The following is a 24,288-nucleotide window of genomic DNA, read 5'->3' as shown; positions in this document are numbered from 1 at the left end:
CTATTGAACATTGTCGTTTTCCTGTACCATAGGGATAGGGGGAATATGGCGCGACCTGGCAACGGACCCTGGGCTGTTCTCCGCCAGCGATAAGAGGCCGACATCGTCCACCGCTTCAGGCTCATAGCTGACGGACGTCAGCGCCTCGGATATGTCCCACAGATGAGCGACCGATGCCTCGTCCAAGGCCTGGGGCGGCACTTTGGCCAAAGCGGGCTGCCCGCGTGTTTCCCCCATCCTGTTCGGACCATAATAGGCACCACCCTTGGCTTGTGGGGATGTTGCCGCGAACAACAAAGGTAGAGCGCCTTGCGCGGCGGGTTGAAACAGGAACGGCAAGACCGATCGGGCGAGGCCAGGCACACTCCAACGTCCAGGTCCATTGTGCAACAAACCGGTGCGAGATACGCCGGGGTGGGCGGCAATGCTGGTCACGTTCCAGCCATGAGTCCAACTGCGGTGCTGCAACTCCAGCGCAAACATCAGGCAGGCCAGCTTGGACTGGCTGTAGGCCACCATGGGCCTATATGTCTGCTGTCCCTGCAAATTATCGAAGTCGATCGCGCCGCCACGTGCCGCGACGCTCGATACGGAGATGATGCGTGTCGCCTGGCCCTTTCGCAACAACGGCATAAGATGTCCGGTCAGGGCGAAGTGGCCAAAATAGTTGGTGCCCATCTGCAATTCAAAGCCGTCGACCGTCACCATATGCCGAGGCGGAACCATGACGCCGGCATTGTTGACGAGCAGGTCCAGACTATCCCTTTCACGCGCAAGTCGACGGCCAAAGTCCGCAATCGATGCAAGGCTTGCCAGATCCAGCCGTTCGAAGCGGATCGCTGCGTCCGGCACATGACTGGCGATCCGTTCGATCGCAGCCGCGCCCTTGGCCAGATCGCGTCCCGCGAGAATTACCTCTGCACCGGCCTTTACCAGTGCATATGCTGTTTCATATCCCAGGCCACCCGTACCGGTGACGACAGCCACCCGGCCTTGCTGCGGAGGGATGTCGGACGCTGTCCAACCTGTCATGGAGCCTGCCTTTCAAAAGGGCCGATGTCGGCATCTTGAAAAGCAGGATAGGGGACAGACCGCAAAGCTCCATGCCGGATAGAAGGGAAAACTTGCCTGATCCTAGCGTGATCCGGCGGCCAGCAACGCCTTGTAATTCAGCACGTCGCGCTTGGGCGCGACGCCAAATGTCCGGGCATATTCCCGACTGAATTGCGAGGCGCTCTCATATCCCACTTGATAGGCCGCTTCCGATACATTGATCGCGTCGCTGACCATCAGGCGTCTTGCTTCCAACAGGCGCAATTGCTTCTGAAACTGCACGGGCGTCATCGACGTCATCGTCTTGAAATGCTGATGGAAGGACGAGAGGCTCATCCGCGCGGCGTCCGCCAATTGTTCGACCCGCAATGTCTGGTTGAAATTCTGACGTAGCAGGTAGATCGCCCTGGCGACCCGCTCGGTATGGGTTTCGGGCAGCGCCAGCGTCGCCAGTTCGCTGCCATAGGCACCCGTCAGCAGCAAATAGCATAGCTCCCGCATGGTCGAGGGGTATAGAACGGCGGCGGCTTCGGGCGTCTGCGCCAGTCTGACGAAGCGCAGCACGCACTCGCTCAGCATCATATCGACCTTGCCCACGAAGACGCATGCGCTAGACGCACCATCGGGCCGTGGCGGTGCGGCGAGTTGCTGCATCACCTCCCGCAGCATGGCGACGTCAAGCTCGATATTGACGCCGACGAACGGGTCATCCTCGGTCGCGCCGACCATCCATCCTGTTGCGGGCAATTCAATGCTGACGACCAGACATTCCATCTGCGCATAGCGAAGCGCGGTTTCGCCAAAGAGGATTTCCTTGGTACCTTGCAGGACAACGCAAAGCGATGGCCGGTACATCCGGCGGATCGGCATGATGTCCTGAAAGGCGCGCATGATATGGACGCCATCCATAGACGTCTGAAAATGCCCCTGGCCGCCGCCCTTGGCGTCGATAAATTCGTTCACCGCTGCGAGCAGCGGGGCGGCCGCAGCCGTGGCGGTGCCGATAGATGGCGCTTCTGGATGAGGTGCCGCTACGGCCGATTTCGCCGCATTTGGAGGAAAAGGCAAGATTTTCGCGGTATCCGGCATTCTGGTCATCCTATGATCCCTGTAGCTTGACGGGGCCGCATCAAGTCAGAAACATCTAAAATTCTGGTCTGGTTGACAGTATTTCAAATTAACACGCGTATTATAAATTTAATTTCATATTAAATTCAATGTAATTTTACAAAATCATATAATATACCTGTTCTATAAAAATCAGAAGTGGTTAATTAATATAGTCTATCTGTGATTTATATATCTAATCACCGAAAATATCAACAACCGGAGCCGAAACCACAGCAACAGATACTGTTTGACTATTGCCGGGTCAGACGCGGCAGCTCCAACGGTGGATCGCCCATCATGCCGCCCCCTGTTCGGAAACGGCGTAGTCCATCGCCCTGAGGTCGCTGAGCAGCGTCGGGCCGATCGGCTCCCACCCCAGTTGCTCACGGGTCCAGTCGCTCGAAGCCGACTTGTCGAGCCCGATGAATATCGACAACCACCCGAAATGCGCCTCTGCTTCGGCGGCAGAAAGCGACACCGGCGGCAGGTCAAGCCCCACCGCAACTGCCTCGGCGATATGCCGGAACATCACCCCTTCCTCCGCAACCGCATGGTAGCGGGCACCCATTCTGCCCGCTTCAAGAACCCGCACATACAGCCTTGCGACATCGGTGACATGCGCCGCCGACCAACAGTCGTTCCCTTCGCCGAGATAGCCAACCGATCCCGCCTTGCGCGCATGTTCGACATAGGGGGTGATCAGCCCCTGTTTGACGGTGTCATGCACTTGGGGAAGCCGCACGACGCGAACGTCCACGCCCGATTGCAACAGGGCATGGCCGGCCAGTTCGCTGGCAACGCGCGGAATGGGGTAATCGGCGTTGAAAATATGCTCGACGGCGGGCCGGCCTTCGCCGACATCCCCCATTCCAGTAGCGGACGTGATGACCAACGGCCGCTGAGAGCCGCGCAGAACCGAACCCATGGCCAGGATCGCCGCGCGATCCTTCTCACAATTGGCGGCATAAGTCGTAAAATCATGGTCAAAGGCGGTATGGATCACGGCATCGACGCGATCGGCTGCTGCGCGCAGGCTGTCCAGGTCTTCGATCGTACCACGATGCACGTCCGCCCCGGCTGCGGCCAGTTTGCGCGCGCCGCTCTCGGACCGAGTCAGGCCCAGCACCTGATGCCCTGCCGATTGCAGTTCTGTGAGGATAAGCGAACCGACAAATCCGGTCGCGCCGGTCAGAAAAATACGCATGGCAGCGTCTCCATTATTGTTCGACTGCCGCTATTCCGCCACCATCCATCCTGTTAAAGTAGTGACCTTATCAGGGTATAAATTATAACAGGATGGCTATGCCTGACCAGAGCGGCAATCCCCTCGGCACATTCCTGCGCGACCGCCGGTCGAGAATGGACCCGGCTGCGTTCGGCTTTGGCGGTGGACGACGGCGGACGCCTGGACTGCGGCGCGAGGAAGTGGCGCAGCGCGCCAACATATCACCCACCTGGTACACCTGGCTTGAGCAAGGACGCGGTGGCGCACCGTCTGCCGATGTGCTCAACCGCCTTGCCGCCGGGCTTATGCTCACCGAACCGGAACGCGAGCATCTGTTCATCCTCGGCCTTGGGCGCGCACCAGTGGCGCGCTATGCCGCCTGCGACGATGTCACGCCGCGGCTTCAGCGCGTGCTTGATGCGCTGCCGCTGAGCCCCGCCATCATCAAGACGGCGACCTGGGATGTCGTCGCCTGGAACAGGGCGGCGGCGACGCTGCTGACCGACTATGCCAAGCTCCCGCGCGAAGAACGCAACGTACTGCGCCTCATCTTCACCAATCCTCGCACGCGGGCGGCGCAGGCGGACTGGTTAAATGTCGCGCGCTATGTCGTGGGCGCTTTTCGCGCCGACGCCGCGCGCGCCGGAGCAGGGGTCGAAATCAAGCAGCTGGTCGATGAATTGTCGAGCGCCAGCCCGGAATTTTCAGCGCTGTGGCGCGAGAATGACGTCATAGGCCGTGCCGACGGGCTCAAACGTTTGCGCCATCCCGAACATGGTCTGATCGAATTGGAATTTTCGGTTTTCGCCGTCGATGGTCGCCCGGACCTGGGTATGCTCGTCTATAATCCCGCGTCGCGCGAATCCGCCCGCCGTGTTGAAGCGCTCATGGCTCAGGCGACAGGCTAAATTGTAGGGGCGCTGAATCGGGAGCATCCCCTGTCGGTTCGGTTTTCGTGACTATCTCCCGACCTGCCCTGAAACCATGCTGCGGCGGTAGTCTGTTCGTCCGTCACGCTTGCCTGATCCTCCGAATGTGCCGGTCGCCGTTGGCGCAAGGGTCGCGTGCCAGAAAGCGCCATGGTCGCATTGGATCGTTGTGCAACTGTTGTGGACAGCGGCTTGACGCCGCGATCCGGCTGCTTGACGGCCATGCCCAATGGCCAAGCGAAACACACCGACCAATCGATGGAATTTAGTGGATAAAAATGGTGCTGCTGGGGAGGATTGAACTCCCGACCTCGTCATTACCAATGACGCGCTCTACCACTGAGCTACAGCAGCACTCTGTTTCTCATCCGCAAGCGCTCGTCGCGCTGGGAGCCGGGCCTATGGCTGCGTGCGCTGCCCTTGTCAAGGCGGGTTGCGGCGGATGATGCAATTTGCTTAGGGCGTCGGCATGGCCGAGACACAGGATGACAAAAAGGCGCGACTGGCGCAGGCGTTGCGCGACAATCTGCGCCGTCGCAAGGCGCAGGCGCGGGAGACGCCACCCGCCCCCGCGCCCGATCCCGCCAAGGATTAGCCGCGCGGCAGCGGCGCGCAGGCGGCCTTGAGCCATGCCAGCGCATCACCCTCCAGTTGCGGCCCGACCACGTCCAGCACCTCGGCATGATAGCTATCGATCCATGCCTGCTCTTCTGCGCTCAGCATGTCGGTAGCGATCAGCGCCCGGTCGATCGGCGCGAAGGTCAGCGTTTCAAACCCCAGCATCGGCTTTTCCGCCCCCGGCACCGCGCGTTCCTCGACCAGCACCAGATTTTCGATGCGGATGCCATATGCACCGGTCTTGTAATAGCCCGGCTCGTTGGACAGGATCATGCCCGCTTGCAACGGCTCGTCGCCGCCGCCGAAGGTTGCGATCCGCTGCGGTCCTTCATGTACCGACAGGAAGCTGCCGACGCCATGGCCCGTGCCATGGGCGTAATCCAGCCCCTGTGCCCACAGATATTGCCGCGCCAATATGTCGAGCTGGCCGCCGCGCGTTCCCACCGGGAACACGGCCCTCGCCAGCGCGACATGGCCCTTCAACACCAGCGTAAACCGTTCCTGCATCTCGCGGGTCGGCGTGCCGATCGCCAGCGTGCGGGTGACGTCGGTGGTGCCGTCGCGATATTGGCCGCCCGAATCGACCAGATAGAGCGTGCCTGTCTCGATCGGGCGGTTGGTCTTGTCCTCGACCCGGTAATGGACCACCGCGCCATTCGGCCCGGCACCGCTGATCGTGTCGAACGATAAGTCTTCGAGCAGGCCGGTCTCCTTGCGGAAGGCTTCCAGCCGGTCGGCGGCGGACATTTCGGTGAGGCCGCCCTTGGGCGCTTCGACCGACACCCAATGGAGGAAGCGGCTGAGCGCCGCGCCATCGCGCGCCTGCGCGGCCTTATGCCCGGCAATCTCGACCGCATTCTTGATCGCCTTGGGCAGCACGGCCGGGTCGCGCAGCGGCAGCACGGTCGCGCCGCCCTGTTCCAGCGCGTCGAAGATCGCCGCCACCGCCCGTTCGGGGTCGGCGACCACCGTCTTTCCGGCAAAATCCTGCAGCGCGGCGGCGAAGTTCACACCGTCGCTGACCCGCACTGCATTGCCCAGATGCTGGGTGACGGCTTCGTCCATCTTTTCGGGCGCGACATAGAGGTCGGCAGTCGCATCGGCATGGATGATCGCATAGGCGAGCGCGACGGGCGTGCGATCAACATCCTTGCCCCGGATGTTGAAGGCCCAGGCGATCGAATCGAGCGCGGACAGGACGGCGGCATCCGCGCCGGTCTCCACCAGCCAGTCGGCGATCGCCTGTCGCTTGTCGGCGGCGCTGCGCCCGGCAAAGCGATCTTCATGCACCACCAGCCGCGCGGCGCTGGGCGCGGGGCGATCGGGCCAGACCGCGTCGATCGGGTTGGTGTCGACCGCGACCAAGGTCGCGCCCTTCTTCGCCAACGCGGCGCTCGCCGCCTTCACCCAGGCGCTGGTGTGCAGCCAGGGGTCATAGCCGATCCGGCCGCCGCTGGGGGCATGAACGCCCAGCCAGTCGGCGATCGAGGTCTGCGGCACGCTTTCATAGGCCCAATGCGCCCCGTCCACCTGCTCGCGCACCTGCAAGGTATAGCGGCCGTCAGTGAAGATCGCCGCCTGCTCCGGCAGCACCACCGCGCTGCCCGCCGACCCCTGAAACCCCGTCAGCCAGGCAAGCCGCTGCGCATAGGCGCCGACATATTCGCTCATATGTTCATCGGTCAGCGGCACGACGAAGCCGTCGAGCGACACGCGCACCAACTGCGCGCGCAGCGCCTTCAGCCGGTCTTCATAGGTGGACATTCATGCTTCCTTGTCTATCGGCCCTTGCGCAGGCCGCAAAGGCGACAACATAAGCAGGCAAAGGCGCTTATGCCAGCGCCGCCAACCCGATCAAACCGACCCGATCATATATGGACACTGAATGACCGATCTTTCCCAGCCGCCCGTTGCCGCCCGCCGTCCGCACAGCTTCACCCATCATGGCATCACCCTGACCGATGATTATGCCTGGCTGCGCGACCCCGGCTACCCGGAGGTAACGGACAAACAAGTGCTGGACTATCTGGCGGAAGAAAACCGCTATTTCGAAGCGGCGATGGCCCCGCACAAGGCGCTGACCGACACATTGTTCGCCGAGATGAAGGGGCGGATCAAGGAAGACGACCAGTCAGTGCCGCAGAAAGACGGCGACTATATCTATTGGCGCGCCTTCGAAATCGGTGCGCAATATCGCAAATGGTATCGCAAGCCTGTGGCGGGCGGGCCGGATCAGTTGATCCTGGACGAAACCGCGCTGGCGCAGGGGCATGATTATTTCCGGCTGGGCGCGATGTCGGTCAGCCCCGATGGCCGTTATCTCGCTTATGCGATCGACACCAACGGCTCCGAACGGTTCGAGGCGCGGATCAAGGATCTGATCAGCGGCGAAATCCTGCCCGAAATCATCCCCGACACGCTGTCATCGCTGGTGTGGACCAGCGACAGCAAGGGGCTGCTCTACGGCATCGCCAACGACAATTGGCGCACGGACAATACGCGGCTCCACTGGCTGGGCCAGAGCGTCGCGAGCGACGTCGAACTTTTCCATGAGGATGATGAAGGCTTCCGCGTGTCGGTCGGCCTGACCTCGTCCGAAAAATGGATCGTCATCGCCACCGGCGACCATGTGACGACCGAAGCCTGGCTGATCCCCGCCGACAATCCGCTGGCCGACCCGATCCTGGTCGCGCCGCGCCAAGCCGGTCGCGAATATGATGTCGATGAGCATGAGGGCCGCCTGTATATCCGCACCAACGATGCCCACCCCAATTTCCGGTTGGTGACGGCGTCGCTCGACGCGCCCGACCAATGGACGCAGGTGATCGCGCCCGACGATCATTTCTACCTGACCGACTTCACCCTGTTCCAGCGTTTCTACGTCACCGAAGGACGGCAGGACGGGCTCGACCAGATCGAATTGCGCGATTACGCCACCCACACGCCAAAGCGCATCCCTTTCCCCGAAGCCAGCTATTGCGCGGGGCTGGACGATAATCCCGAATATGATGTGACGAAGCTGCGCATCGGTTATGAATCGATGGTCACGCCCGACACCATCTATGATTATCATCTGGGTGACGGACGGCTCGAAGAGTTGAAGGTGCAGGCCATCCCGTCGGGCTATGATGCCAGCCGCTATACGACCGAACGGCTGATGATCCCGGCGCGCGATGGCACCGCGATCCCGGTGTCGATCGTCTATCCCAAAGACCTGCCCCGCGACGGCAGCGCGCCGCTGCATCTGTATGGCTATGGCGCCTATGGACTGGCGATGGAGCCTGGCTTTTCGACCGGGCGGCTGTCGCTGCTGGATCGCGGCATGGTGTTCGCGCTCGCGCATATTCGCGGCGGCGATGATCTCGGCCAGCAATGGTATCTGGACGGCAAGCTCGACAAGCGGACCAACACCTTCACCGATTTCGTGGACGTGGCAAAGGGGCTGATCGACCTCGGCTATACGGCGGCAGGCAAGATCGGCATTTCGGGCGGATCGGCGGGCGGCGAGCTGATGGGCGCGGTGATCAATAGCGATCCCGACCTGTGGGGCGCAGTGGTGGCGCATGTGCCCTTTGTCGATGTGCTCAATACGATGCTGGACGAGACGCTGCCGCTGACGCCGGGCGAATGGCCCGAATGGGGCAATCCGATCGCGGACAAGGCCGCGTTCGAGACGATCCTGGGCTATGATCCTTACAGTAATGTCACCGCGCAGGCTTACCCGCCCTTGATGGTGACGGCGGGCCTCAACGATCCGCGCGTCACCTATTGGGAACCGGCCAAATGGGTGGCCAGGCTGCGCGCCAACAAGACCGACGACAATATCCTGCTGCTCAAGACCAATATGGGCGCGGGCCATGGCGGCAAGTCGGGCCGGTTCGAGAGCTTGCACGAAACGGCGGAGGAATTTGCGTTTCTGCTGTGGCAATTGGGGGTGACATCCTAACGCCCCTCCCCCCTTAGAGGCAGGGGAATCGCATATGGACAGCCCTGAATTTTACTTCGTCATGCTGAACTTGTTTCAGCATCCATCGTGCCCCAGATACCGCGGCTCGTGGGGAGAAATGGACCCTGAAACAAGTTCAGGGTGACGACTTTGGATAGGTTGGGTTCCATATGCGATAGCTCTGCCTTCAAAGGAGGGCCTGGGTGGGGGGGGCATGCCCCATACGCCAGCCCCAATTGATGCCCCCACCCCAACCCCTCCCCTGAAGGGGAGGGGCTTTGAACCTCGGAGCCTAGATCATGCCATCATCCTACATCTGCCAGATCACCGCCACCCCGGACGACATCGACATCCTTGGCCATGTGAACAATGCGGTCTGGGTCCAGTGGATGGAGCGGGTATCGGTTGAGCATTGGAACCGCGATGCCGATCCGGCGCATGTCGACGCCTATATCTGGGTCGTGACCCGGCATGAGATCGACTATCGCGGCAATGTGACGGCGGGCGACAGCGTCACTGCGCGCACCTGGATAGCGGAGGCACCGCGCGGGGCGCGCTTCGACCGGATGATGGAATTTACCGGCACCGACGGCAAGGTGAAGGTCGCGGCCAAATCCACCTGGGCGATCATCGACAAGGCCACCGGCCGCATCCTGCGCGTGCCGCCGGAGGTGGCGGCGAACTTCGTCGATTGAGGCCATGACGCGGTAACGACGAGAGGTAGACCGTTCCCCGGCGGAGGCCGGGGTCCAGGGCGACGCGGCACCGCGCCTGGGGCCTCTGGACTCCGGCTTGCGCCGGAGAATAGGTCAGGAGGATGGCACCACCACCTCGAACACATCGCCAACGCCCCCCTCACCCGGCAGCGCTTCCCGCTCGCTCGCCTGCCGGTTCCACATCAAAGCGTAAAGGCCATCGGCGCGCACCAGATCGGCGTGGCGGCCGCGTTCGACGATGCGGCCCTGGTCCAGCACGATAATCTCTTCGGCATCGACCACGGTGGACAGGCGATGCGCCACCACCAGCGTCGTGCGCTTGCGGCTGATGTCGCGCAGCACGGTCTGGATTTCGGTTTCCGTGCGGCTGTCGAGCGCGCTGGTGGCTTCGTCCAGCACCAGCAAGGGCGGGTCTTTGAGTAATGTCCGCGCAATTGCCACGCGCTGCTTTTCCCCGCCCGACAGCTTGAGGCCGCGTTCGCCGACGCGCGTGTCATAGCCTTTGGGCAGGCTGAGGATGAAGTCGTGGATCGACGCGGCCTTGGCCGCTGCTTCGATCTCGTCCTGCGACGCGCCTTCGCGACCATAGCCGATATTATAGCCGACCGTGTCGTTGAACAGCACCATGTCCTGCGGCACGATGCCGATCGCGGCACGCAGCGAGGCCTGGGTCACCTTGGCGATATCCTGCCCGTCGATCGTCACCTGGCCCGACTGGATATCGTAGAAGCGGAACAGGATGCGCGCGATGGTGGACTTGCCCGCGCCCGAAGGCCCGACGATCGCCAGCGTATGCCCGGCGGGCACTTCGAAACTCACGTCATGCAAAATCTCCCGCTCCGGGTCATAGCCGAAGCGGACATGATCGAACCGCACCGCGCCGCCCGGCGCCCGTAGCACCGTCGCGTCCGGCGCATCGGCGACCTCGGCCTGGGTGTCGATCAGTTGATACATCGCCTCCATGTCGATCAGCCCTTGGCGGATGGTGCGATAGACCATGCCGAGCAGGTCGAGCGGCCGGAACAGCTGGGCGAGCAGCGTATTGACCAGCACGACGTCGCCGGTGGTGAACTGGCCGACGCTCCAGCCCCACACGCTATAGGCCATCGCGCCCGCCATCATCAGGTTGGTGATCAGCGACTGGCCGACATTGAGCCAGGCAAGGCTGTTCTCGCTCTTGATCGCCGCCTTGGCATAGCGGCGCATCGCCCCACTATAGCGGTCGGCCTCCCGCTGTTCCGCGCCGAAATATTTGACCGTTTCGAAATTGAGCAGGCTGTCGACCGCATGGGCGACGGCGCTGGTGTCCATGTCCACCATGTCGCGGCGCAGCTGGTTGCGCCATTCGGTCACGGTGCGGGTGAACCAGATATAGGCGACCACCATGACGAGCGTCGCAGCGACCAGGCCCCAGCCGAACTTGAACAGGAAGATGGCGCAGACCGCGACCAGCTCGATGATGGTGGGGGCAATGTTGAACAGCAGGAAATAGAGCATCGTGTCGATGCTCTTGGTCCCGCGCTCGACGATCTTGGTGACCGCACCCGTGCGCCGGTCGAGGTGGAAGCGCAGCGACAGGCGGTGGAGATGGACGAACACGTCATCGGCGAGGCGACGGCTGGCCTCCTGCCCTACCTTCTCGAACACGGCATTGCGCAGATTGTCGAACAGCACCGCGCTGAACCGCGCACCGGCATAGACCAGCACCAGCGCGATGGCGAGACCCACCGCCGGTTCCATGCCCGGTGCCATCCGGTCGATCACGCCCTTATAGGCAAAGGGCATGGCGATGCTGATGAGCTTGGCGAGCAGCACCAGCAGCATCGCGATGGCGACGCGGCGGCGCAGCGCGGGCGCGTCGGCCGGCCACAAATAGGGCAGGAAGCGGCGGAAGGTCGCCCAGACGGGCGGCAAGGGAGCGGTTTCGGGCGTTTCGGGAGGCATAAGAGGGCTATGTAGGGCTTATGGCCGGGCGGTCCAGTGGCAAGGGGGGTGCGGGCCGAAGGACAGGCGGCGTCGCGGCCTTAGCTTCGCACTTTTCCCGCACATTGCGATACTATGTTGCGCCGCATTGATCCTATCGCAAAGCCTGGGCGAGAGCATAGCAGCGTTGCGGCCGGTAGGACAGCGCGCTTGCGCAGGCGGGTCTGCCATGGCAGCTTTCGGTTCGTCTCGAACGAGCGAAGGACGGCCCGATGCAACCCTTCACCATGGCGCTGGCACCCGAAAAATTGTGGCAGGCGATCAATCCTCTCTATTGGACGCAGAATGGCGGGCAGATCGGCCTCGTCAACATCACCCTGGGGCAGACGGCGCGGCCCGACATCGAACGCACGGTGCTGGACGAGGTCGGCAGTTATGGCCGCCAGATCGGCCGCATCGGCGACGCGCTCGAAATATTGATCCGCCATTTCGACACGACGGACCTGCCCCAGCCGGAACGCGACGCACTGGCGATACTGATGGGGCAGCTGGCCGACGTGCGCAAGATCAAGGCGCGCGAGCGGGGGTAACGGAACGGCGCGGTCAGGCGGGGGCGAGGTGCTGGCGGAACCAGTCGGCCAGGTCCGCTTCGCCCAGATTCCCGGCGGCGAAGTCCAGCATGGTGCGGGTCGCGTCGCTCGCGTCGAAACTTAGGGCAACGCCGTTGAGCGCCAGAAACAGGCGCGCCAGCACCCAGCCGGTGCGCTTGTTGCCATCGACGAAGGGATGGTTGCGCACGACGCCGAAAGCATAGGCAGCGGCCAGTTGGCAGTGATCCTCCTCACCATAGGTCCACTGGTTGAGCGGACGTGCCAGCGCCGATTCCAGCAATCCGTCATCGCGGACACCGGTGCCGCCGCCATGTTCGGCCAGTTGGCGGTCATGGATAGCGAGCGCGACGGGCTTTTCGATCCACACCGGCTCGCGGCGCTGTTCGCCGCTTTCCACCATGTCCGCTTACTTCGCCAACACGCGCAATATGTCGCGATCCTCGCGCATGATCTGTTCGGCCAGGTCCATCTTCGATTCAAAGTCGGGATTGGCCGCGGTCAGGCGCACGCCATCGGGGGATTCGGTAACATAGAGCATATCCCCAGGCCCGACGCGCAGTTGCGCCAGCAATTCCTTGGGCAGGATGACTCCGGCGCTGTTGCCGATCTTGGTGATTTTGAGGGGCATGTTCATACGCTCGTTATAACATAGATAGCGGCGAGGGTGCAACGGCCACGCTTCTTGTCAAGAATAGCGCAATATTGTAGGCATTATGGCCATGGCACAGATGAACATCTCCCTCCCCGATGGCCTCAAAAGCTGGATAGAGGCCCGCGTCGCCGAAGGCCGCTACAGCAGCAGCAGCGATTATGTCCGCGACCTGGTTCGGCGCGAGCAGGAGGCGGAGGAGAAGCGCCGCGCTCTGCGTGCCGCGATCGAAGAAGGGCTAGCGTCGCCGGAAACCGACGCGACCATCGCCGACATCATCGCTGACGGTCGCGCCCGGCGGGCCGCCCAATCAAACGCGGGATGATACTGCGTATCAGGGCGAAGGCCCGGCGCGACTTGGACGACATACTCGACTATAGCGTCGCTGGGCATGGCGAAGTGGCAGGCGAAACCTATCTGCTTGCCATCGACACGGCACTCGACCGGCTTCGCGAACATCCCGAACTGGGCATGGCACGACCCGATCTTGGCGATCGGATTCGCAGCCTGCCGGTTCGCGAACATCGCCTTTTCTATCGCTTCGACGGGAAGAATATTTCGATAGTCCGCGTGCTGCACAAGGCGATGGACCCGGCGCGGCACTTTTGACGGGCGTGTAGCGTGCAATTGCGTGTTTGGCGCAAGTGCTATATATGTATAGCAACCCTTGGAGGCTGATATGCTTGCCGTGCGCCTGACGCCTGAATTGGAGAGCCGCCTTGATGCGCTGGCAGCGCGGACGGGGCGGACCAAGACATTTTATGCGCGCGAAGCAATCGAGGCGCATCTGGATGATCTGGAAGATTTTTATCTCGCCGAGGAACGGATGAAGGGTTTTCGCGCGGGCGACGCCATTCCACTTGCCGATGTGAAGCGCGATCTTGGCCTGGACGATTGAGTTCCTGCCCGATGCGGTAAAGGAGTTGAAGAAACTCGACCGTAGCGTGGCCCGGCGGATCATTACGACATTGGAGGAACGGATCGCCACGCTGGACGATCCGCGTACGCTGGGCAGCGCGCTGACCGGCGACCATGCAGGCTATTGGCGCTGGCGGGTCGGCGATTATCGCGTGGTGGCGCAGATCAAGGATGAGCGGGTGGTGATTATCATCGTGCGCGTGGCGCATCGGCGAAAGGTGTATCGGTGAACTCGTTGCTCGCTTGAAATAACCCAACAGATAGGTTATTTATCGCCATGGTTACGATCTATCGTGCGCATGGCATGCGCTTTGTCATCTACACGCACGATCATGAGCCGCCGCATGTCCATGTGCTGGGCAATGGCGAGTTGAAGGTCGCGCTGTCGCCGGATGGCGCGCTACCCCAACTCATATATGCGATCGGCATGAAAGCGGCGGATCGCAGGCGGGCGATGGATGTGGTGCTGGAGCGGCAGGCGGCGTTCATGACGCACTGGCGCTCGATACATGGAGATGAGGAATGACGGGTCACTGGTCCGATGCGCAGATCGACGCGGCAGAGGCGCGGGGCCGGGACGCGCTGGCCAACGAACCGCGCGCGCTGGCCGCGCGCTATGACCGCAAGGCGGGGCGCATCATCGTCGACCTCGCCAGTGGCGCAACCTTCGCCTTTCCGCCCGGCCTGGCGCAGGGTTTGGAAGCGGCCACGCCCGATCAACTGGCAGAGGTGGAGATTGCGGGCGCGGGCTTTGGCCTGCATTGGGAAGCGCTGGACGTGGACCTTTCCGTCCCGGCGCTGATGGCCGGATCGTTCGGCACCAAGGCCTGGATGCGCGAACTGGCGCGGCGCGCGGGCAGCGTGACATCGCCCGCCAAGGCAGCGGCGGCAAGGGCTAATGGGGCGAAGGGTGGGCGGCCGAAGAAGGTGGGGTGATATTATGCATTTGCAGTCCGCCAGTTCGCTACAGCCGCCAAATATTTTCATTCTGGATCAATTTGATCGACCAAACCTTGCCGAATGAGTTCGTCCTTCCACGCACTCTTGCAATGGCGGACACGGATACAATCGACTTCATTTATCTGCATTGCTTCAACCATCCGGCCAAATTCTTCGTCTGTCTGAGGTTGGCGAGAGATATAACAATGGCCGGGGTCATCCCCTAACCAGCTCATCATATCACTCGCAACATCTTCCCAGACGCCGCAAAACAAACAACACCCATTTTCGACATAGAAAGAGCCGGGCACGTTTGCCGGATGAGGCGGCATAGGCTTGTAACTCGGACCGGGAGGGCGCTGGCCCGTCAATCGCCTTCGCAATTTATCGAGCCAGCTCACAGCCTATCTCCCTAACACAAGATCAGCTTCTATCGCTCAATCCCGTATCCCTCAATCCCGCTCCCTATCCCCAGCGCCCATATACAATTCACTCCCCGTTTCCCTGAACACTCTGCTCATTTCCGCCATGCCCTGTTCGGCGGAGGCGGGGTCCAGGGGCGTACCCCCTCCACCATTCGGCTGCGCCGAACGGTCCCCCTCCCCGGAACGGGGAGGATTGGCGGCGATGAACGCATCAGCCTCTTGATTCTGCTTCGCGGCGAAATCGCGGACCTCCTGCGTGATCTTCATCGAGCAGAATTTGGGGCCGCACATCGAGCAGAAATGGGCGCTTTTCGCGCCTTCCGCGGGGAGGGTCTGGTCGTGATATTGCTCCGCCGTGTCGGGGTCCAGGGACAGGTTGAACTGGTCCCTCCAACGGAACTCGAACCGCGCCCGGCTCAGCGCATCGTCGCGCACTTTCGCGGCCGGATGCCCCTTGGCGAGGTCGGCGGCGTGGGCGGCGAGCTTGTAGGTCACCACGCCGACCTTCACGTCATCGCGGTCGGGCAGGCCCAGATGCTCCTTGGGCGTGACATAGCAGAGCATCGCCGTGCCGTACCAGCCGATCATGGCCGCGCCGATCCCGCTGGTGATATGGTCATAGCCCGGCGCGATATCGGTGGTGAGCGGCCCCAACGTATAGAAGGGCGCTTCGCCGCAGGCTTCGAGCTGCTTTTCCATATTCTGCTTGATCTTGTGCATGGGCACATGCCCCGGCCCCTCGATCATCACCTGCACATCCTGTTCCCAGGCGCGCTTGGTCAGTTCGCCCAGCGTATAGAGTTCGGCAAATTGCGCTTCGTCATTGGCGTCGGCGATCGAACCGGGGCGCAGGCCGTCGCCCAGGGAATAGGCGATGTCATAGGCCTTCATGATCTCGCTAATCTCGTCGAACCGCTCGTAGAGGAAGCTTTCGCGATGATGGGCGAGGCACCATTTCGCCATAATGGAGCCGCCGCGCGACACGATGCCGGTGACGCGCTTGGCGGTCATGGGGATATAGGGCAGCCGCACGCCCGCATGGATGGTGAAATAATCGACGCCCTGTTCGGCTTGCTCGATCAGCGTGTCGCGGAAAATCTCCCACGTCAGATCCTCGGCGACGCCGCCGACCTTTTCGAGCGCCTGATAGATGGGCACGGTGCCGATCGGCACGGGCGAATTGCGGATGATCCATTCGCGCGTGTCGTGGATGTTGCGGCCGGTAGACAGATCCATCACCGTGTCCGCACCCCAGCGGATCGACCACACCAGCTTGTCGACTTCGGCGGCGACGTCGGATGCGACCGCGCTGTTGCCGATATTGGCGTTGATCTTGACCAGGAAATTGCGGCCGATCGCCATCGGTTCGGATTCGGGATGGTTGATGTTGCTGGGGATGATCGCCCGGCCGCGCGCCACTTCGTCGCGGACAAATTCGGGCGTCACATAATCGGGGATGTCCGCGCCCCAATCCTGCCCGTCGCGGACATATTCGGAAAGCCGCGCCCGGCCGAGATTCTCGCGCTCCGCCACATATTCCATTTCCGGCGTGATGATGCCGCGACGGGCATAGTGCATCTGGCTGACATTCGCGCCCGGCTTGGCGCGCAAGGGGCGGCGGGTGCCGAGCGGGAATTGCGCGACACCGCCCGACCTGTCTGGCCCCTTGAGACCATTATCCTCCGGCCGTACCTCACGCGCGTCATATGCCTCCACATCGCCGCGCCCGACGATCCAGTCGTGGCGCAGCGTCGGCAGGCCCGCACGAATGTCGATCTGCGCCGCCGGGTCGGTATAGGGGCCCGACGTGTCATAAACGCGCACCCGCGCCTCGCCGCTGCCCGGCTCCAGCGTGATTTCGCGCATCGCGACCTTCAGCGGGCCGACATGAATTTTGCGCGATCCCCTGATGGGGCCAGTGGTGACGCCGATTTCGGTGCGGGCGGGAACATCTGCCATTCTTATCTCTCCTTCATGGGCGAAAGAGAGGGATGGCGGGCGGTGTGAAAGCGCGCTGACCCTCCCTACGCCGGTGTTAGCCGGATCAGGTTCAACGGGTCGCAGCCACATAGCTGCCTCTCAACCGTCTGCGGACGGTCCCCCGGGGATGCTGGACAGGGTAAGCTGTTCGCGGCATGAGTCCAGCGCTTATGTCTCACCATCCCCCACCCGATCTTTCCACCAAGGAAGGCCGCAAGGCGTGGCGGCATGAATATCGCATGGTCGCGGTGCGGCCGCGCCGCTGGGGTCTGTGGCTGCTGACCGCCGGATTTCTGCTGCTGCTCGCGCCATCCGCCTTTGGTCTGCACAGCATCATGGGCTGGTCGCCCAGCCTGATCGGCATGGCACTGATGCTGGTGGCGACGCCGTTGCTGATCGCAGGGGCGGTGCTGCGGCGGCGCTATCGGCGCGGGCGGCTGGGCACCCGCTAGAATCTGCACGGCCCGCGCGATTGGCTGTTGCATTGCAGCAGGGGGTAGCGTTTGATCGCGGCCATGCTCAAAGCCGCACTCCACCACCTCACCGCCTATCGTTACAATCGCCCGATCCGCCTGGGGCCGCAGGTCATCCGCCTGCGCCCCGCGCCGCATAGCCGGACCAAAGTCCCCAATTATGCGCTGAAGATCGAACCGGCGAACCATTTCCTGAACTGGCAGCAAGACCCGCACGGCAACTGGCTGGCGCGCGTGGTGTTTCCCGATCCGGTCGATCATTTCCGCATCCAGGTCGATCTGCTCGCGGACCTCGACATCATCAATCCGTTCGATTTCTTCGTCGAGCCTTATGCGGAGACTTACCCCTTCGCCTATGACGATCAGTTGAAGACCGACCTCGCCGCCTATTTCGATATCGAACTGCAAGGGCCGATGTTCGACGCGATGGTGGCGCAATATGATGGCTTTGAGAGCCGGACGGTCGATTTCCTGGTCGAGGTGAACCGCCGCCTGCAACAACAGGTCGGCTATGTCATCCGCATGGAAGCGGGCGTCCAGACGCCGGAAGAGACGCTGGAGATCGGCACCGGATCGTGCCGCGATTCCGCCTGGTTGCTGGTGCAATTGCTGCGTCGGCTGGGCTTTGCCGCGCGTTTCGTGTCGGGCTATTCGATCCAGCTGGTCGCCGATGTCGAACCGATCGAGGGACCAAAGGGCGTAACGCAGGACGTCGTCGACCTGCACGCCTGGGCGGAGGCTTATGTGCCGGGCGCAGGCTGGGTGGCGCTCGATGCCACCAGCGGCATGTTCGCGGGCGAGGGGCATATTCCGCTCTGCGCGACGCCGCACTACAAGTCCGCCGCGCCGATCAGCGGCATGGCCGAACCCGCCGAAGTCGATTTCGAATTTGCGATGAATGTGTCGCGCATTGCCGAGGCGGTGCGGATCACCAAGCCGTTCACCGACAGCCGTTGGGACGCGGTGATGGCGCTCGGCGCACAGGTCGATGCCGATTTGATCGCGCAGGATGTGCGCCTGACCACCGGGGGCGAGCCGACCTTCGTGGCGGTCGATGGCGGCGATGCGGGCGAATGGAATGGCGATGCGGTCGGCCCGACCAAGGCGGCCTATGCCGACCGGCTGATCCGCAAGCTGCGCGCAACCTTCGCGCCGGGCGGCCTGCTGCATCACGGACAGGGCAAATGGTATCCGGGCGAAAGCCTGCCGCGCTGGGCCTATGCGGTCTATTGGCGCAAGGATGGCACGCCGATCTGGCGCGACGAAAGCCTGATCGCACCCGACGATGCGCCCGACGGCGCGCGCATGGTGACGCCTGCCGACGCCCGCGCGTTCCTCAGCCATATGGCCGGGAATATGGGCTTTACCGACGAATATACCCATGCGGTCTATGAAGATCCGGCGGTCTGGGCGGTCAAGGAAGCCGACCTGCCGATCAACGCCAGCCCCGATGATCCCAAGATCAGCGACCCCGAAGCGCGCGCGCGGATGGTCAAGACGTTCGAGCGCGGCCTCGACCAGCCGGTCGGCTATGTGCTGCCGGTCCAGCGCTGGCAATCTCAGGTCGCAAAGCCCCGTTGGCAGAGCGAAATCTGGCAGTTGCGGCGCGGCAAGCTGTTCGCGGTGCCGGGCGATTCGGCGCTGGGCTATCGCCTGCCGCTGGGGTCGCTGCCCTATGTGCCGCCATCCGATTACCCCTATATCCACCCCCGCGACACCAGCGAGCCGCGCGAACCGCTGCCCGATTTCCGCACCCAGATCGTCGAACAGGCGAGCGTCGAGGAAGTGCGCGCGCAACAGTCGCAGCGGGTCGCCGGTCCCGAAGGCGGCATGGCCGCGCAGGAGCGGGTCGAACAGGTCATCATCGAAGGCGCGGTGCGGACCGCCGTGACGGTCGAACCGCGCGGCCATTATCTCTCGGTCTTCCTGCCCCCGGTACAGGCGCTGGAAGATTATCTGGAGCTGATCGCCGAAGTCGAAGCCGCTGCCGAAGCGCTGCGCATCCCCGTGCGGATCGAAGGCTATTCGCCGCCGCCGGACCCGCGCATCGACGTGCTGAAGGCTACGCCCGACCCCGGCGTGATCGAAGTGAATGTCCAGCCCGCCGCGAGTTGGGACGAGACGGTTCAAATCACCCAGCAAGTCTATGACCATGCCCGCGAATGTCAGCTGACCGCCGACAAATTCATGGTCGATGGCCGATCGGTCGGCACCGGCGGGGGCAATCATATCGTGCTGGGCGGGCCGACGCTGGGCGACTCGCCTTTCATCCGGCGGCCTGATCTGCTCAAGAGCTTCGTCCTCTATTGGCAGCGCCACCCCTCGCTCTCCTATCTCTTTTCGGGCCTGTGCATCGGGCCGACGAGCCAGGCGCCGCGCATCGACGAGGCGCGGCATGACGGCCTCTATGAGCTGGAGATCGCGCTGGCACAGGTGCCCAACCCGTTCGCGGGCGAGGGCGCAGCCCCGCCCCCCTGGCTGGTCGATCGGCTGTTCCGCAACCTGCTGGTCGATGTGACGGGCAACACCCATCGCACCGAAATCTGCATCGACAAGATGTTCTCGCCCGATGGTCCCACCGGACGGCTTGGCCTGCTGGAGTTTCGCGGGTTCGAAATGCCACCCGAAGCGCGCATGAGCCTGGCGCAGCAATTGCTGCTCCGCGCGCTGACCGCCTGGTTCTGGCGGCAGCCGCAGCAGGGCCATCTGGTGCGCTGGGGCACGACGCTGCATGACCGTTTCATGCTGCCCCATTTCGTCTGGGCCGATTTCCTGGAGATCCTGTCCGACCTGCGCGGTGCGGGCTATGATTTCGACCCCAACTGGTTCGAGGCGCAGCGCCAGTTCCGCTTCCCGGTCCATGGCACGGTGGATGCGGGCGGCGTGGGCCTGGAAATCGCCCATGCGCTCGAACCCTGGAACGTGCTGGGCGAAACCGGGGCGATCGGCGGCACGGTGCGCTATGTCGACTCATCGACCGAACGGCTGCAGGTGCGCGCCACGGGCCTGGTCGCCGGACGCCACATCGTCGCGTGCAACGGGCGGCAGGTGCCAATGACCGCCACCGGCGTTCCGGGCGAAGCGGTCGGCGGCGTCCGCTACAAGGCATGGGCACCGGCCAATTGCCTCCACCCCCACCTGCCCGCCAATGCGCCGCTGACCTTTGACGTGCTGGACAGTTGGAGCGGGCGGTCGCTGGGCGGCTGCGTCTATCATGTCGCGCATCCGGGCGGCCGCAATTACGACACGCTGCCGATCAACGGCTATGAGGCCGAAGCCCGGCGCAAGGCGCGGTTTCAGGATTATGGCCATACCCCCGGCCAAGTCGACATGCCCGCCGCCGAAATGGCCAGCGAATTTCCGATGACGCTGGACCTGCGCTTCAAACAACCGGGGCTGTGATGGCCGCAGACGCCGCGGCCCCGCCCGGCGCGGCGGGGGGATGGGCCGACGCCTATCTCGCCGCCGCACCGGCGGGGGATTTGTTTGCCGATGCATCGCCCGCCATGGCCCCGCGCTGGCGGACGATGCTGGAGCGGCTGTCGGCCCAGGCGCAGGGCGACCCCGCGACGCTGGCCGACCATGTCGGGCGGCAGGCGATCGACCTTGGCATGGCGTTCCGCCTGACCGGCGACGAGCAGGAACGCGCCTGGCCGCTGGGGCCGGTGCCGTTGCTGATCGGCGCGGACGAATGGGCGCATATCGAACGCGGCCTCGCCCAGCGCGCCGACCTGCTCGAACGGGTCATCGCCGACATTTATTCGACCCAGTCGCTGGTCAGGGACGGCAATCTGCCCGCCAGCATCGTGACCGGCAGCGCCCATTATTGGCGCGTCATGAACGGCGCGCCGCCGCCGCAGGGGCATCAGTTGCATTTCTACGCCGCCGATATCGGGCGCGGCCCGGCGGGCGAATGGCGCGTGCTGTCCGACCGGGTGCGGACCCCGGTGGGGGTGGGCTATGCGCTGGAAAACCGGCTCGCTTTGTCGCGCGCCACCGGCGACCTGCTGGGCGCAATGAATACGCGGCGGCTTGCGCCCTTTTTCGACGAATTGCGCCGGGGACTGGCCGCCGATTGCGCCCGGTCCGACCCGCGCATCGGCCTGCTGACGCCCGGCCGCTTCAACCAAAGCTATGCCGAACAGGCGCATCTCGCCCGCTATCTTGGCCTGTTGCTGGTCGAGGGCGAGGATCTGATCGTCACCGACGGGCAATTATTCGTCCGCACCATTCAGGGGTTGAAGCGGATCGACGGGCTGTGGCGCTGGCTGGACAGCCGCTTCCTCGACCCACTCGCCTTCGACAGCAAGTCGCGCATCGGCGTGCCCGACCTTTATGACGCCTGCGCGCGCGGCGGATTGATGGTCAGCAATTGGCCGGGCGCGGGCGTGATCGAATCGCGCGCCTTCGCCGCCTTCCTGCCGCAACTGGCGCGCGCGGTGCTGGGCGAGGAACTGATCCTGCCCAATATCGCGACCTGGTGGTGCGGCCAGGCGAAAGAATGCGCCCATGTGCGCGACCGGCTGGACGAACTGGTGGTCGGCTCCGCCTTCGATCAGACCGTTGCGGGCCTGCCCGACGCGCACTTCGCCCCCGGATCGGCGCTGGACAAGGATCAGCGCGCCGCCCTGCTCGACGCGATGGCGCGGCGACCGATGGATTATGTCGGGCAGGAAGTGGTGAAATTATCCACCACCCCCGCCATCGTCGACGGGCAATTGACCCCGCTGCCCTTCACCCTGCGCGTGTTCGTGGCGCGCGATGCGCTCGGCCAATGGCGCGTGATGCCGGGCGCCTTCGCGCGCCTCGCGGGCCATGGCGACATTCGCGCCGCGCTGATGGGGCGGGGCGACATGTCCGCCGACATGTGCGTCATCGACAGCCAGCCCGTGCCGCCCGACACGCTGCTCGGCTCCGGCGGCGCGCCCGCGATCCGGCGGGTGGGGGGGATGCTGCCGGCCAAGGCGGCGGACAATCTCTTCTGGCTGGGCCGCTATATCGAGCGCACCGAAATGACGCTGCGACTGATCCGCGCGATCGTCGGCGGATCGATCGAGGCGGACATTGGTCCCTCGCTCGCTTCCCCAACCATGGCCCGGCTGGTCGGGCAACTGGCTTTGTGGGGCGCGATCCCCGGCAGTCGCGGCGCAGTCGGCCCGCTCTGCGCCATCGCGCTGGGCGACGCCCAGCAAAGCGGCAGCGTGCGGACGCTGATGGGCCGCGTTGCGAATATCGGCGAAGGGCTGCGCGACCGGCTGGCGAGCGACGTGTGGCGGCTGGTGCGCTTGCCGCTGCCCCGCTTCGACGGCGCGGTGACCGAGACGCTGCTCGACGCCACCTCCCGCATGATCGAGCGGATTTCCGCGCTGTCGGGGCTGGCGGCCGAGAATATGGCGCGCACCGACGCCTGGCGCTTTCACGATATGGGCCGCCGCATGGAGCGCGCGATCAATGGCTGTCGCCTCGTCACCCTGTTCGGCGGCGATGGCGCCAGCGCCGACGACCTGACCGTGCTGCTCGACCTCCAGGACAGCCAGATCAGCTATCGCACCCGCTATCTGACCGGCCCGTCGCTGCCGCCGGTGCGCGATCTCGTCGCGCTGGAGCCGCATAATCCGCGCGCGATCGTCTATCAGGCGGCACGGCTGGCGGAACATATCGCCGCCCTCCCCACGCTGCGCGCCGACGGCATGCCCGAAGAACCGCTGCGCCGCGCCGATGCGCTGGTGGCGCGGCTCGCGCCGCTGACCGGCGACATGCTGACCATGGCGGATATCGCCGATGTCGAAAACCGACTGCTTGGCCTCTCCGACGCGATCGGCCAGCGCTATTTCCTGCAGGTCCGCAAGACCGAGACGATGGACCTGCTGTCATGATCTACCATGTCCGGCACCGCACCATCCTGCGCTACGCCAGCCCGATGCGGCTGGCCCGCTTCAACCTGCGGCTGCGGCCCGCGCCCTGGCCGGGCCAATGGACGTCCGACTATGCGCTGGAGGTCGATCCGCTGCCGTCGGCGATCGATTCTCGCCCCGGTGCCTGGCCGGTCCATGTCGCCCGGCTGGTGATCGAAAGCCCGATCCGCCAGCTCACGATCGAAAGCCGCTTTCGCATCGGCGTGCAGGGCGGCGCGATCGTGCCGCAAGCGGATGATCCCACCATCGGCGCGGTGGCGCAGGCGGCGCTGGCCGAACGCGACATGGGACCGGCGGCACCCGCCCATTATCTCTACGCCTCGGTGCGCGCGCCGCTCTTGGCGGAGATCGGCGCATGGGTCGGCGATGGCCTGTCGCCTGACCGACCGATCGTCGCCGCCGCGCTTGACTTGGCGCAGCGCATCCGCGCCGAATTTCGGTATGAACCGGGCAGCACCGACGCGGCCACCCCAGTCGCCGACGCCTTTGCCGCGCGCCATGGCGTGTGCCAGGATTTCGCGCATGTCATGGTGGTCGCGCTGCGCCTCGCGGGTCTGCCCGCCGCTTATGTCAGCGGCTATCTGCGCACCTCCCCGCCGCCCGGCAAGCCGCGCCTGATCGGGGCGGACGCGATGCACGCCTGGGTCATGCTATGGTGCGGGCGGACGCGGGGCTGGATCGGCTTTGACCCCACCAATGGCGTGATCACCGGCGACGGCCATCTCTTCGTCGCCATGGGCCGCGACTATGCCGACGTCGCGCCGATGGACGGGCTGTTCGTCGGCGGCGGCGGGCAAAGCCTGCAACTGATGGTCGATGTCGTGCCGGAGGAGGAGATGGCGGGAGGGGCGTAGCCCT

24 protein-coding genes, 1 tRNA gene and 1 riboswitch are annotated in these 24,288 nt (G+C 63.9%); of the genes, 15 read left to right on the top strand and 10 right to left on the bottom strand.

What is annotated here, in order from left to right; translation table 11 throughout:
* The 3 genes from BSY17_RS12350 to BSY17_RS12340 form a co-directional block, all read right to left on the bottom strand.
* Nucleotides 1-1,032: an SDR family oxidoreductase gene (locus tag BSY17_RS12350; protein WP_069065726.1), complete on the bottom strand. Its 1,032-nt coding sequence runs from the start codon at nucleotides 1,030-1,032 to the stop codon at nucleotides 1-3.
* Between the two features lie 102 nt (nucleotides 1,033-1,134).
* Nucleotides 1,135-2,151 carry an AraC family transcriptional regulator gene (locus tag BSY17_RS12345; protein ID WP_237236538.1) on the bottom strand — a complete coding sequence of 339 codons (1,017 nt, stop codon included), beginning with the start codon at nucleotides 2,149-2,151 and terminating at the stop codon, nucleotides 1,135-1,137.
* Between the two features lie 307 nt (nucleotides 2,152-2,458).
* Nucleotides 2,459-3,367 (bottom strand): SDR family oxidoreductase, encoded by a 909-nt coding sequence (locus BSY17_RS12340; protein ID WP_069065725.1) that lies wholly within the window; start codon nucleotides 3,365-3,367, stop codon nucleotides 2,459-2,461.
* Nucleotides 3,368-3,465: 98 nt separating this feature from the next.
* On the opposite strand from BSY17_RS12340, the gene BSY17_RS12335 reads away from it, so the two are divergent.
* The gene (locus tag BSY17_RS12335) at nucleotides 3,466-4,296 is read left to right on the top strand and encodes a helix-turn-helix transcriptional regulator (RefSeq protein ID WP_069065724.1); all 831 of its coding nucleotides are present in this window, start codon (nucleotides 3,466-3,468) and stop codon (nucleotides 4,294-4,296) included.
* Between the two features lie 300 nt (nucleotides 4,297-4,596).
* Here the strand turns inward: BSY17_RS12335 and BSY17_RS12330 are convergent.
* Nucleotides 4,597-4,671, bottom strand: a tRNA-Thr gene (locus tag BSY17_RS12330).
* A 115-nt stretch (nucleotides 4,672-4,786) separates the two neighbouring features.
* Here BSY17_RS12330 and BSY17_RS22035 point away from each other — a divergent pair.
* Nucleotides 4,787-4,912: a hypothetical protein gene (locus tag BSY17_RS22035; RefSeq protein WP_257785054.1), complete on the top strand. Its 126-nt coding sequence runs from the start codon at nucleotides 4,787-4,789 to the stop codon at nucleotides 4,910-4,912.
* On the opposite strand, the gene BSY17_RS12325 is transcribed toward BSY17_RS22035, so the two are convergent.
* On the bottom strand, nucleotides 4,909-6,699 hold the full coding sequence (locus tag BSY17_RS12325; RefSeq protein ID WP_069065723.1) for an aminopeptidase P family protein: 1,791 nt from the start codon (nucleotides 6,697-6,699) through the stop codon (nucleotides 4,909-4,911). The two genes, BSY17_RS22035 and BSY17_RS12325, sit on opposite strands and share 4 nt — an antisense overlap.
* 121 nt (nucleotides 6,700-6,820) lie before the next feature.
* On the opposite strand from BSY17_RS12325, the gene BSY17_RS12320 reads away from it, so the two are divergent.
* Together BSY17_RS12320 and BSY17_RS12315 are read left to right on the top strand one after the other, a co-directional pair.
* Nucleotides 6,821-8,881 carry a S9 family peptidase gene (locus BSY17_RS12320; RefSeq protein ID WP_069065722.1) on the top strand — a complete coding sequence of 687 codons (2,061 nt, stop codon included), beginning with the start codon at nucleotides 6,821-6,823 and terminating at the stop codon, nucleotides 8,879-8,881.
* A gap of 299 nt (nucleotides 8,882-9,180) precedes the next feature.
* The gene (locus BSY17_RS12315) at nucleotides 9,181-9,576 is read left to right on the top strand and encodes an acyl-CoA thioesterase (RefSeq protein ID WP_069065721.1); all 396 of its coding nucleotides are present in this window, start codon (nucleotides 9,181-9,183) and stop codon (nucleotides 9,574-9,576) included.
* Nucleotides 9,577-9,690: 114 nt separating this feature from the next.
* Here BSY17_RS12315 and BSY17_RS12310 read toward each other — a convergent pair whose 3' ends face one another.
* Nucleotides 9,691-11,541 carry an ABCB family ABC transporter ATP-binding protein/permease gene (locus BSY17_RS12310; protein ID WP_069065720.1) on the bottom strand — a complete coding sequence of 617 codons (1,851 nt, stop codon included), beginning with the start codon at nucleotides 11,539-11,541 and terminating at the stop codon, nucleotides 9,691-9,693.
* A gap of 251 nt (nucleotides 11,542-11,792) precedes the next feature.
* Between BSY17_RS12310 and BSY17_RS12305 the strand changes: the two genes are divergently transcribed.
* The gene (locus BSY17_RS12305) at nucleotides 11,793-12,110 is read left to right on the top strand and encodes a hypothetical protein (protein WP_037476942.1); all 318 of its coding nucleotides are present in this window, start codon (nucleotides 11,793-11,795) and stop codon (nucleotides 12,108-12,110) included.
* Nucleotides 12,111-12,123: 13 nt separating this feature from the next.
* On the opposite strand, the gene BSY17_RS12300 is transcribed toward BSY17_RS12305, so the two are convergent.
* Entirely contained in the window at nucleotides 12,124-12,531 is a 408-nt protein-coding gene (locus BSY17_RS12300) for a type II toxin-antitoxin system death-on-curing family toxin (RefSeq protein ID WP_069065719.1), read from the bottom strand.
* 6 nt (nucleotides 12,532-12,537) lie between these two features.
* Nucleotides 12,538-12,765: an AbrB/MazE/SpoVT family DNA-binding domain-containing protein gene (locus BSY17_RS12295; RefSeq protein WP_081912942.1), complete on the bottom strand. Its 228-nt coding sequence runs from the start codon at nucleotides 12,763-12,765 to the stop codon at nucleotides 12,538-12,540.
* Between the two features lie 94 nt (nucleotides 12,766-12,859).
* On the opposite strand from BSY17_RS12295, the gene BSY17_RS12290 reads away from it, so the two are divergent.
* From BSY17_RS12290 to BSY17_RS12265, 6 genes are all read left to right on the top strand, one after another.
* On the top strand, nucleotides 12,860-13,105 hold the full coding sequence (locus tag BSY17_RS12290; protein ID WP_083217199.1) for a type II toxin-antitoxin system ParD family antitoxin: 246 nt from the start codon (nucleotides 12,860-12,862) through the stop codon (nucleotides 13,103-13,105).
* Entirely contained in the window at nucleotides 13,102-13,389 is a 288-nt protein-coding gene (locus BSY17_RS12285; protein WP_069065718.1) for a type II toxin-antitoxin system RelE/ParE family toxin, read from the top strand. Before BSY17_RS12290 ends, BSY17_RS12285 begins: the two co-directional genes overlap by 4 nt.
* 70 nt (nucleotides 13,390-13,459) lie before the next feature.
* Nucleotides 13,460-13,678 carry a type II toxin-antitoxin system RelB family antitoxin gene (relB, locus tag BSY17_RS12280; RefSeq protein WP_069065717.1) on the top strand — a complete coding sequence of 73 codons (219 nt, stop codon included), beginning with the start codon at nucleotides 13,460-13,462 and terminating at the stop codon, nucleotides 13,676-13,678.
* Nucleotides 13,662-13,928 (top strand): type II toxin-antitoxin system RelE family toxin, encoded by a 267-nt coding sequence (locus BSY17_RS12275; protein ID WP_069065716.1) that lies wholly within the window; start codon nucleotides 13,662-13,664, stop codon nucleotides 13,926-13,928. Before relB ends, BSY17_RS12275 begins: the two co-directional genes overlap by 17 nt.
* A gap of 47 nt (nucleotides 13,929-13,975) precedes the next feature.
* Nucleotides 13,976-14,224 (top strand): DUF4160 domain-containing protein, encoded by a 249-nt coding sequence (locus BSY17_RS12270; RefSeq protein ID WP_069065715.1) that lies wholly within the window; start codon nucleotides 13,976-13,978, stop codon nucleotides 14,222-14,224.
* A complete protein-coding gene (locus BSY17_RS12265) occupies nucleotides 14,221-14,634 on the top strand; it encodes a DUF2442 domain-containing protein (RefSeq protein WP_069065714.1) in 414 nt (137 codons plus the stop codon). The genes BSY17_RS12270 and BSY17_RS12265 overlap by 4 nt, the downstream gene beginning before the upstream one ends.
* A 47-nt stretch (nucleotides 14,635-14,681) precedes the next feature.
* On the opposite strand, the gene BSY17_RS21320 is transcribed toward BSY17_RS12265, so the two are convergent.
* Together BSY17_RS21320 and thiC are read right to left on the bottom strand one after the other, a co-directional pair.
* Complete coding sequence (locus BSY17_RS21320) at nucleotides 14,682-15,038, bottom strand: hypothetical protein (RefSeq protein ID WP_141249499.1); 357 nt, start codon at nucleotides 15,036-15,038, stop codon at nucleotides 14,682-14,684.
* Nucleotides 15,039-15,089: 51 nt separating this feature from the next.
* Entirely contained in the window at nucleotides 15,090-17,021 is a 1,932-nt protein-coding gene (thiC, locus tag BSY17_RS12255) for a phosphomethylpyrimidine synthase ThiC (RefSeq protein ID WP_069065712.1), read from the bottom strand.
* A gap of 45 nt (nucleotides 17,022-17,066) precedes the next feature.
* A riboswitch (TPP riboswitch) is annotated at nucleotides 17,067-17,176 on the bottom strand.
* 36 nt (nucleotides 17,177-17,212) lie between these two features.
* On the opposite strand from thiC, the gene BSY17_RS12250 reads away from it, so the two are divergent.
* From BSY17_RS12250 to BSY17_RS12235, 4 genes are all read left to right on the top strand, one after another.
* Nucleotides 17,213-17,494: a hypothetical protein gene (locus BSY17_RS12250; protein WP_069065711.1), complete on the top strand. Its 282-nt coding sequence runs from the start codon at nucleotides 17,213-17,215 to the stop codon at nucleotides 17,492-17,494.
* A 63-nt stretch (nucleotides 17,495-17,557) separates the two neighbouring features.
* Nucleotides 17,558-20,917 (top strand): transglutaminase family protein, encoded by a 3,360-nt coding sequence (locus BSY17_RS12245; protein ID WP_069065710.1) that lies wholly within the window; start codon nucleotides 17,558-17,560, stop codon nucleotides 20,915-20,917.
* On the top strand, nucleotides 20,917-23,391 hold the full coding sequence (locus BSY17_RS12240; RefSeq protein ID WP_069065709.1) for a circularly permuted type 2 ATP-grasp protein: 2,475 nt from the start codon (nucleotides 20,917-20,919) through the stop codon (nucleotides 23,389-23,391). Before BSY17_RS12245 ends, BSY17_RS12240 begins: the two co-directional genes overlap by 1 nt.
* Complete coding sequence (locus BSY17_RS12235; RefSeq protein WP_069065708.1) at nucleotides 23,388-24,284, top strand: transglutaminase family protein; 897 nt, start codon at nucleotides 23,388-23,390, stop codon at nucleotides 24,282-24,284. Before BSY17_RS12240 ends, BSY17_RS12235 begins: the two co-directional genes overlap by 4 nt.
* Nucleotides 24,285-24,288 lie beyond the last annotated feature (4 nt).

Source organism: Sphingobium sp. RAC03, assembly GCF_001713415.1.
Lineage (GTDB): Bacteria > Pseudomonadota > Alphaproteobacteria > Sphingomonadales > Sphingomonadaceae > Sphingobium.
Note: the sequence above shows the minus strand (reverse complement) of the source record. Positions and strands in the feature narration are given on the sequence as shown.

Coding starts and splice junctions, on each gene's coding strand:
- BSY17_RS12350 (WP_069065726.1), bottom strand. CDS start 1,032: ATGACAGGTTGGACAGCGTCCGACATCCCTCCGCAGCAAGGCCGGGTG.
- BSY17_RS12345 (WP_237236538.1), bottom strand. CDS start 2,151: ATGACCAGAATGCCGGATACCGCGAAAATCTTGCCTTTTCCTCCAAAT.
- BSY17_RS12340 (WP_069065725.1), bottom strand. CDS start 3,367: ATGCGTATTTTTCTGACCGGCGCGACCGGATTTGTCGGTTCGCTTATC.
- BSY17_RS12335 (WP_069065724.1), top strand. CDS start 3,466: ATGCCTGACCAGAGCGGCAATCCCCTCGGCACATTCCTGCGCGACCGC.
- BSY17_RS22035 (WP_257785054.1), top strand. CDS start 4,787: ATGGCCGAGACACAGGATGACAAAAAGGCGCGACTGGCGCAGGCGTTG.
- BSY17_RS12325 (WP_069065723.1), bottom strand. CDS start 6,699: ATGTCCACCTATGAAGACCGGCTGAAGGCGCTGCGCGCGCAGTTGGTG.
- BSY17_RS12320 (WP_069065722.1), top strand. CDS start 6,821: ATGACCGATCTTTCCCAGCCGCCCGTTGCCGCCCGCCGTCCGCACAGC.
- BSY17_RS12315 (WP_069065721.1), top strand. CDS start 9,181: ATGCCATCATCCTACATCTGCCAGATCACCGCCACCCCGGACGACATC.
- BSY17_RS12310 (WP_069065720.1), bottom strand. CDS start 11,541: ATGCCTCCCGAAACGCCCGAAACCGCTCCCTTGCCGCCCGTCTGGGCG.
- BSY17_RS12305 (WP_037476942.1), top strand. CDS start 11,793: ATGCAACCCTTCACCATGGCGCTGGCACCCGAAAAATTGTGGCAGGCG.
- BSY17_RS12300 (WP_069065719.1), bottom strand. CDS start 12,531: ATGGTGGAAAGCGGCGAACAGCGCCGCGAGCCGGTGTGGATCGAAAAG.
- BSY17_RS12295 (WP_081912942.1), bottom strand. CDS start 12,765: ATGAACATGCCCCTCAAAATCACCAAGATCGGCAACAGCGCCGGAGTC.
- BSY17_RS12290 (WP_083217199.1), top strand. CDS start 12,860: ATGAACATCTCCCTCCCCGATGGCCTCAAAAGCTGGATAGAGGCCCGC.
- BSY17_RS12285 (WP_069065718.1), top strand. CDS start 13,102: ATGATACTGCGTATCAGGGCGAAGGCCCGGCGCGACTTGGACGACATA.
- relB (WP_069065717.1), top strand. CDS start 13,460: ATGCTTGCCGTGCGCCTGACGCCTGAATTGGAGAGCCGCCTTGATGCG.
- BSY17_RS12270 (WP_069065715.1), top strand. CDS start 13,976: ATGGTTACGATCTATCGTGCGCATGGCATGCGCTTTGTCATCTACACG.
- BSY17_RS12265 (WP_069065714.1), top strand. CDS start 14,221: ATGACGGGTCACTGGTCCGATGCGCAGATCGACGCGGCAGAGGCGCGG.
- thiC (WP_069065712.1), bottom strand. CDS start 17,021: ATGGCAGATGTTCCCGCCCGCACCGAAATCGGCGTCACCACTGGCCCC.
- BSY17_RS12250 (WP_069065711.1), top strand. CDS start 17,213: ATGTCTCACCATCCCCCACCCGATCTTTCCACCAAGGAAGGCCGCAAG.
- BSY17_RS12245 (WP_069065710.1), top strand. CDS start 17,558: ATGCTCAAAGCCGCACTCCACCACCTCACCGCCTATCGTTACAATCGC.
- BSY17_RS12240 (WP_069065709.1), top strand. CDS start 20,917: ATGGCCGCAGACGCCGCGGCCCCGCCCGGCGCGGCGGGGGGATGGGCC.
- BSY17_RS12235 (WP_069065708.1), top strand. CDS start 23,388: ATGATCTACCATGTCCGGCACCGCACCATCCTGCGCTACGCCAGCCCG.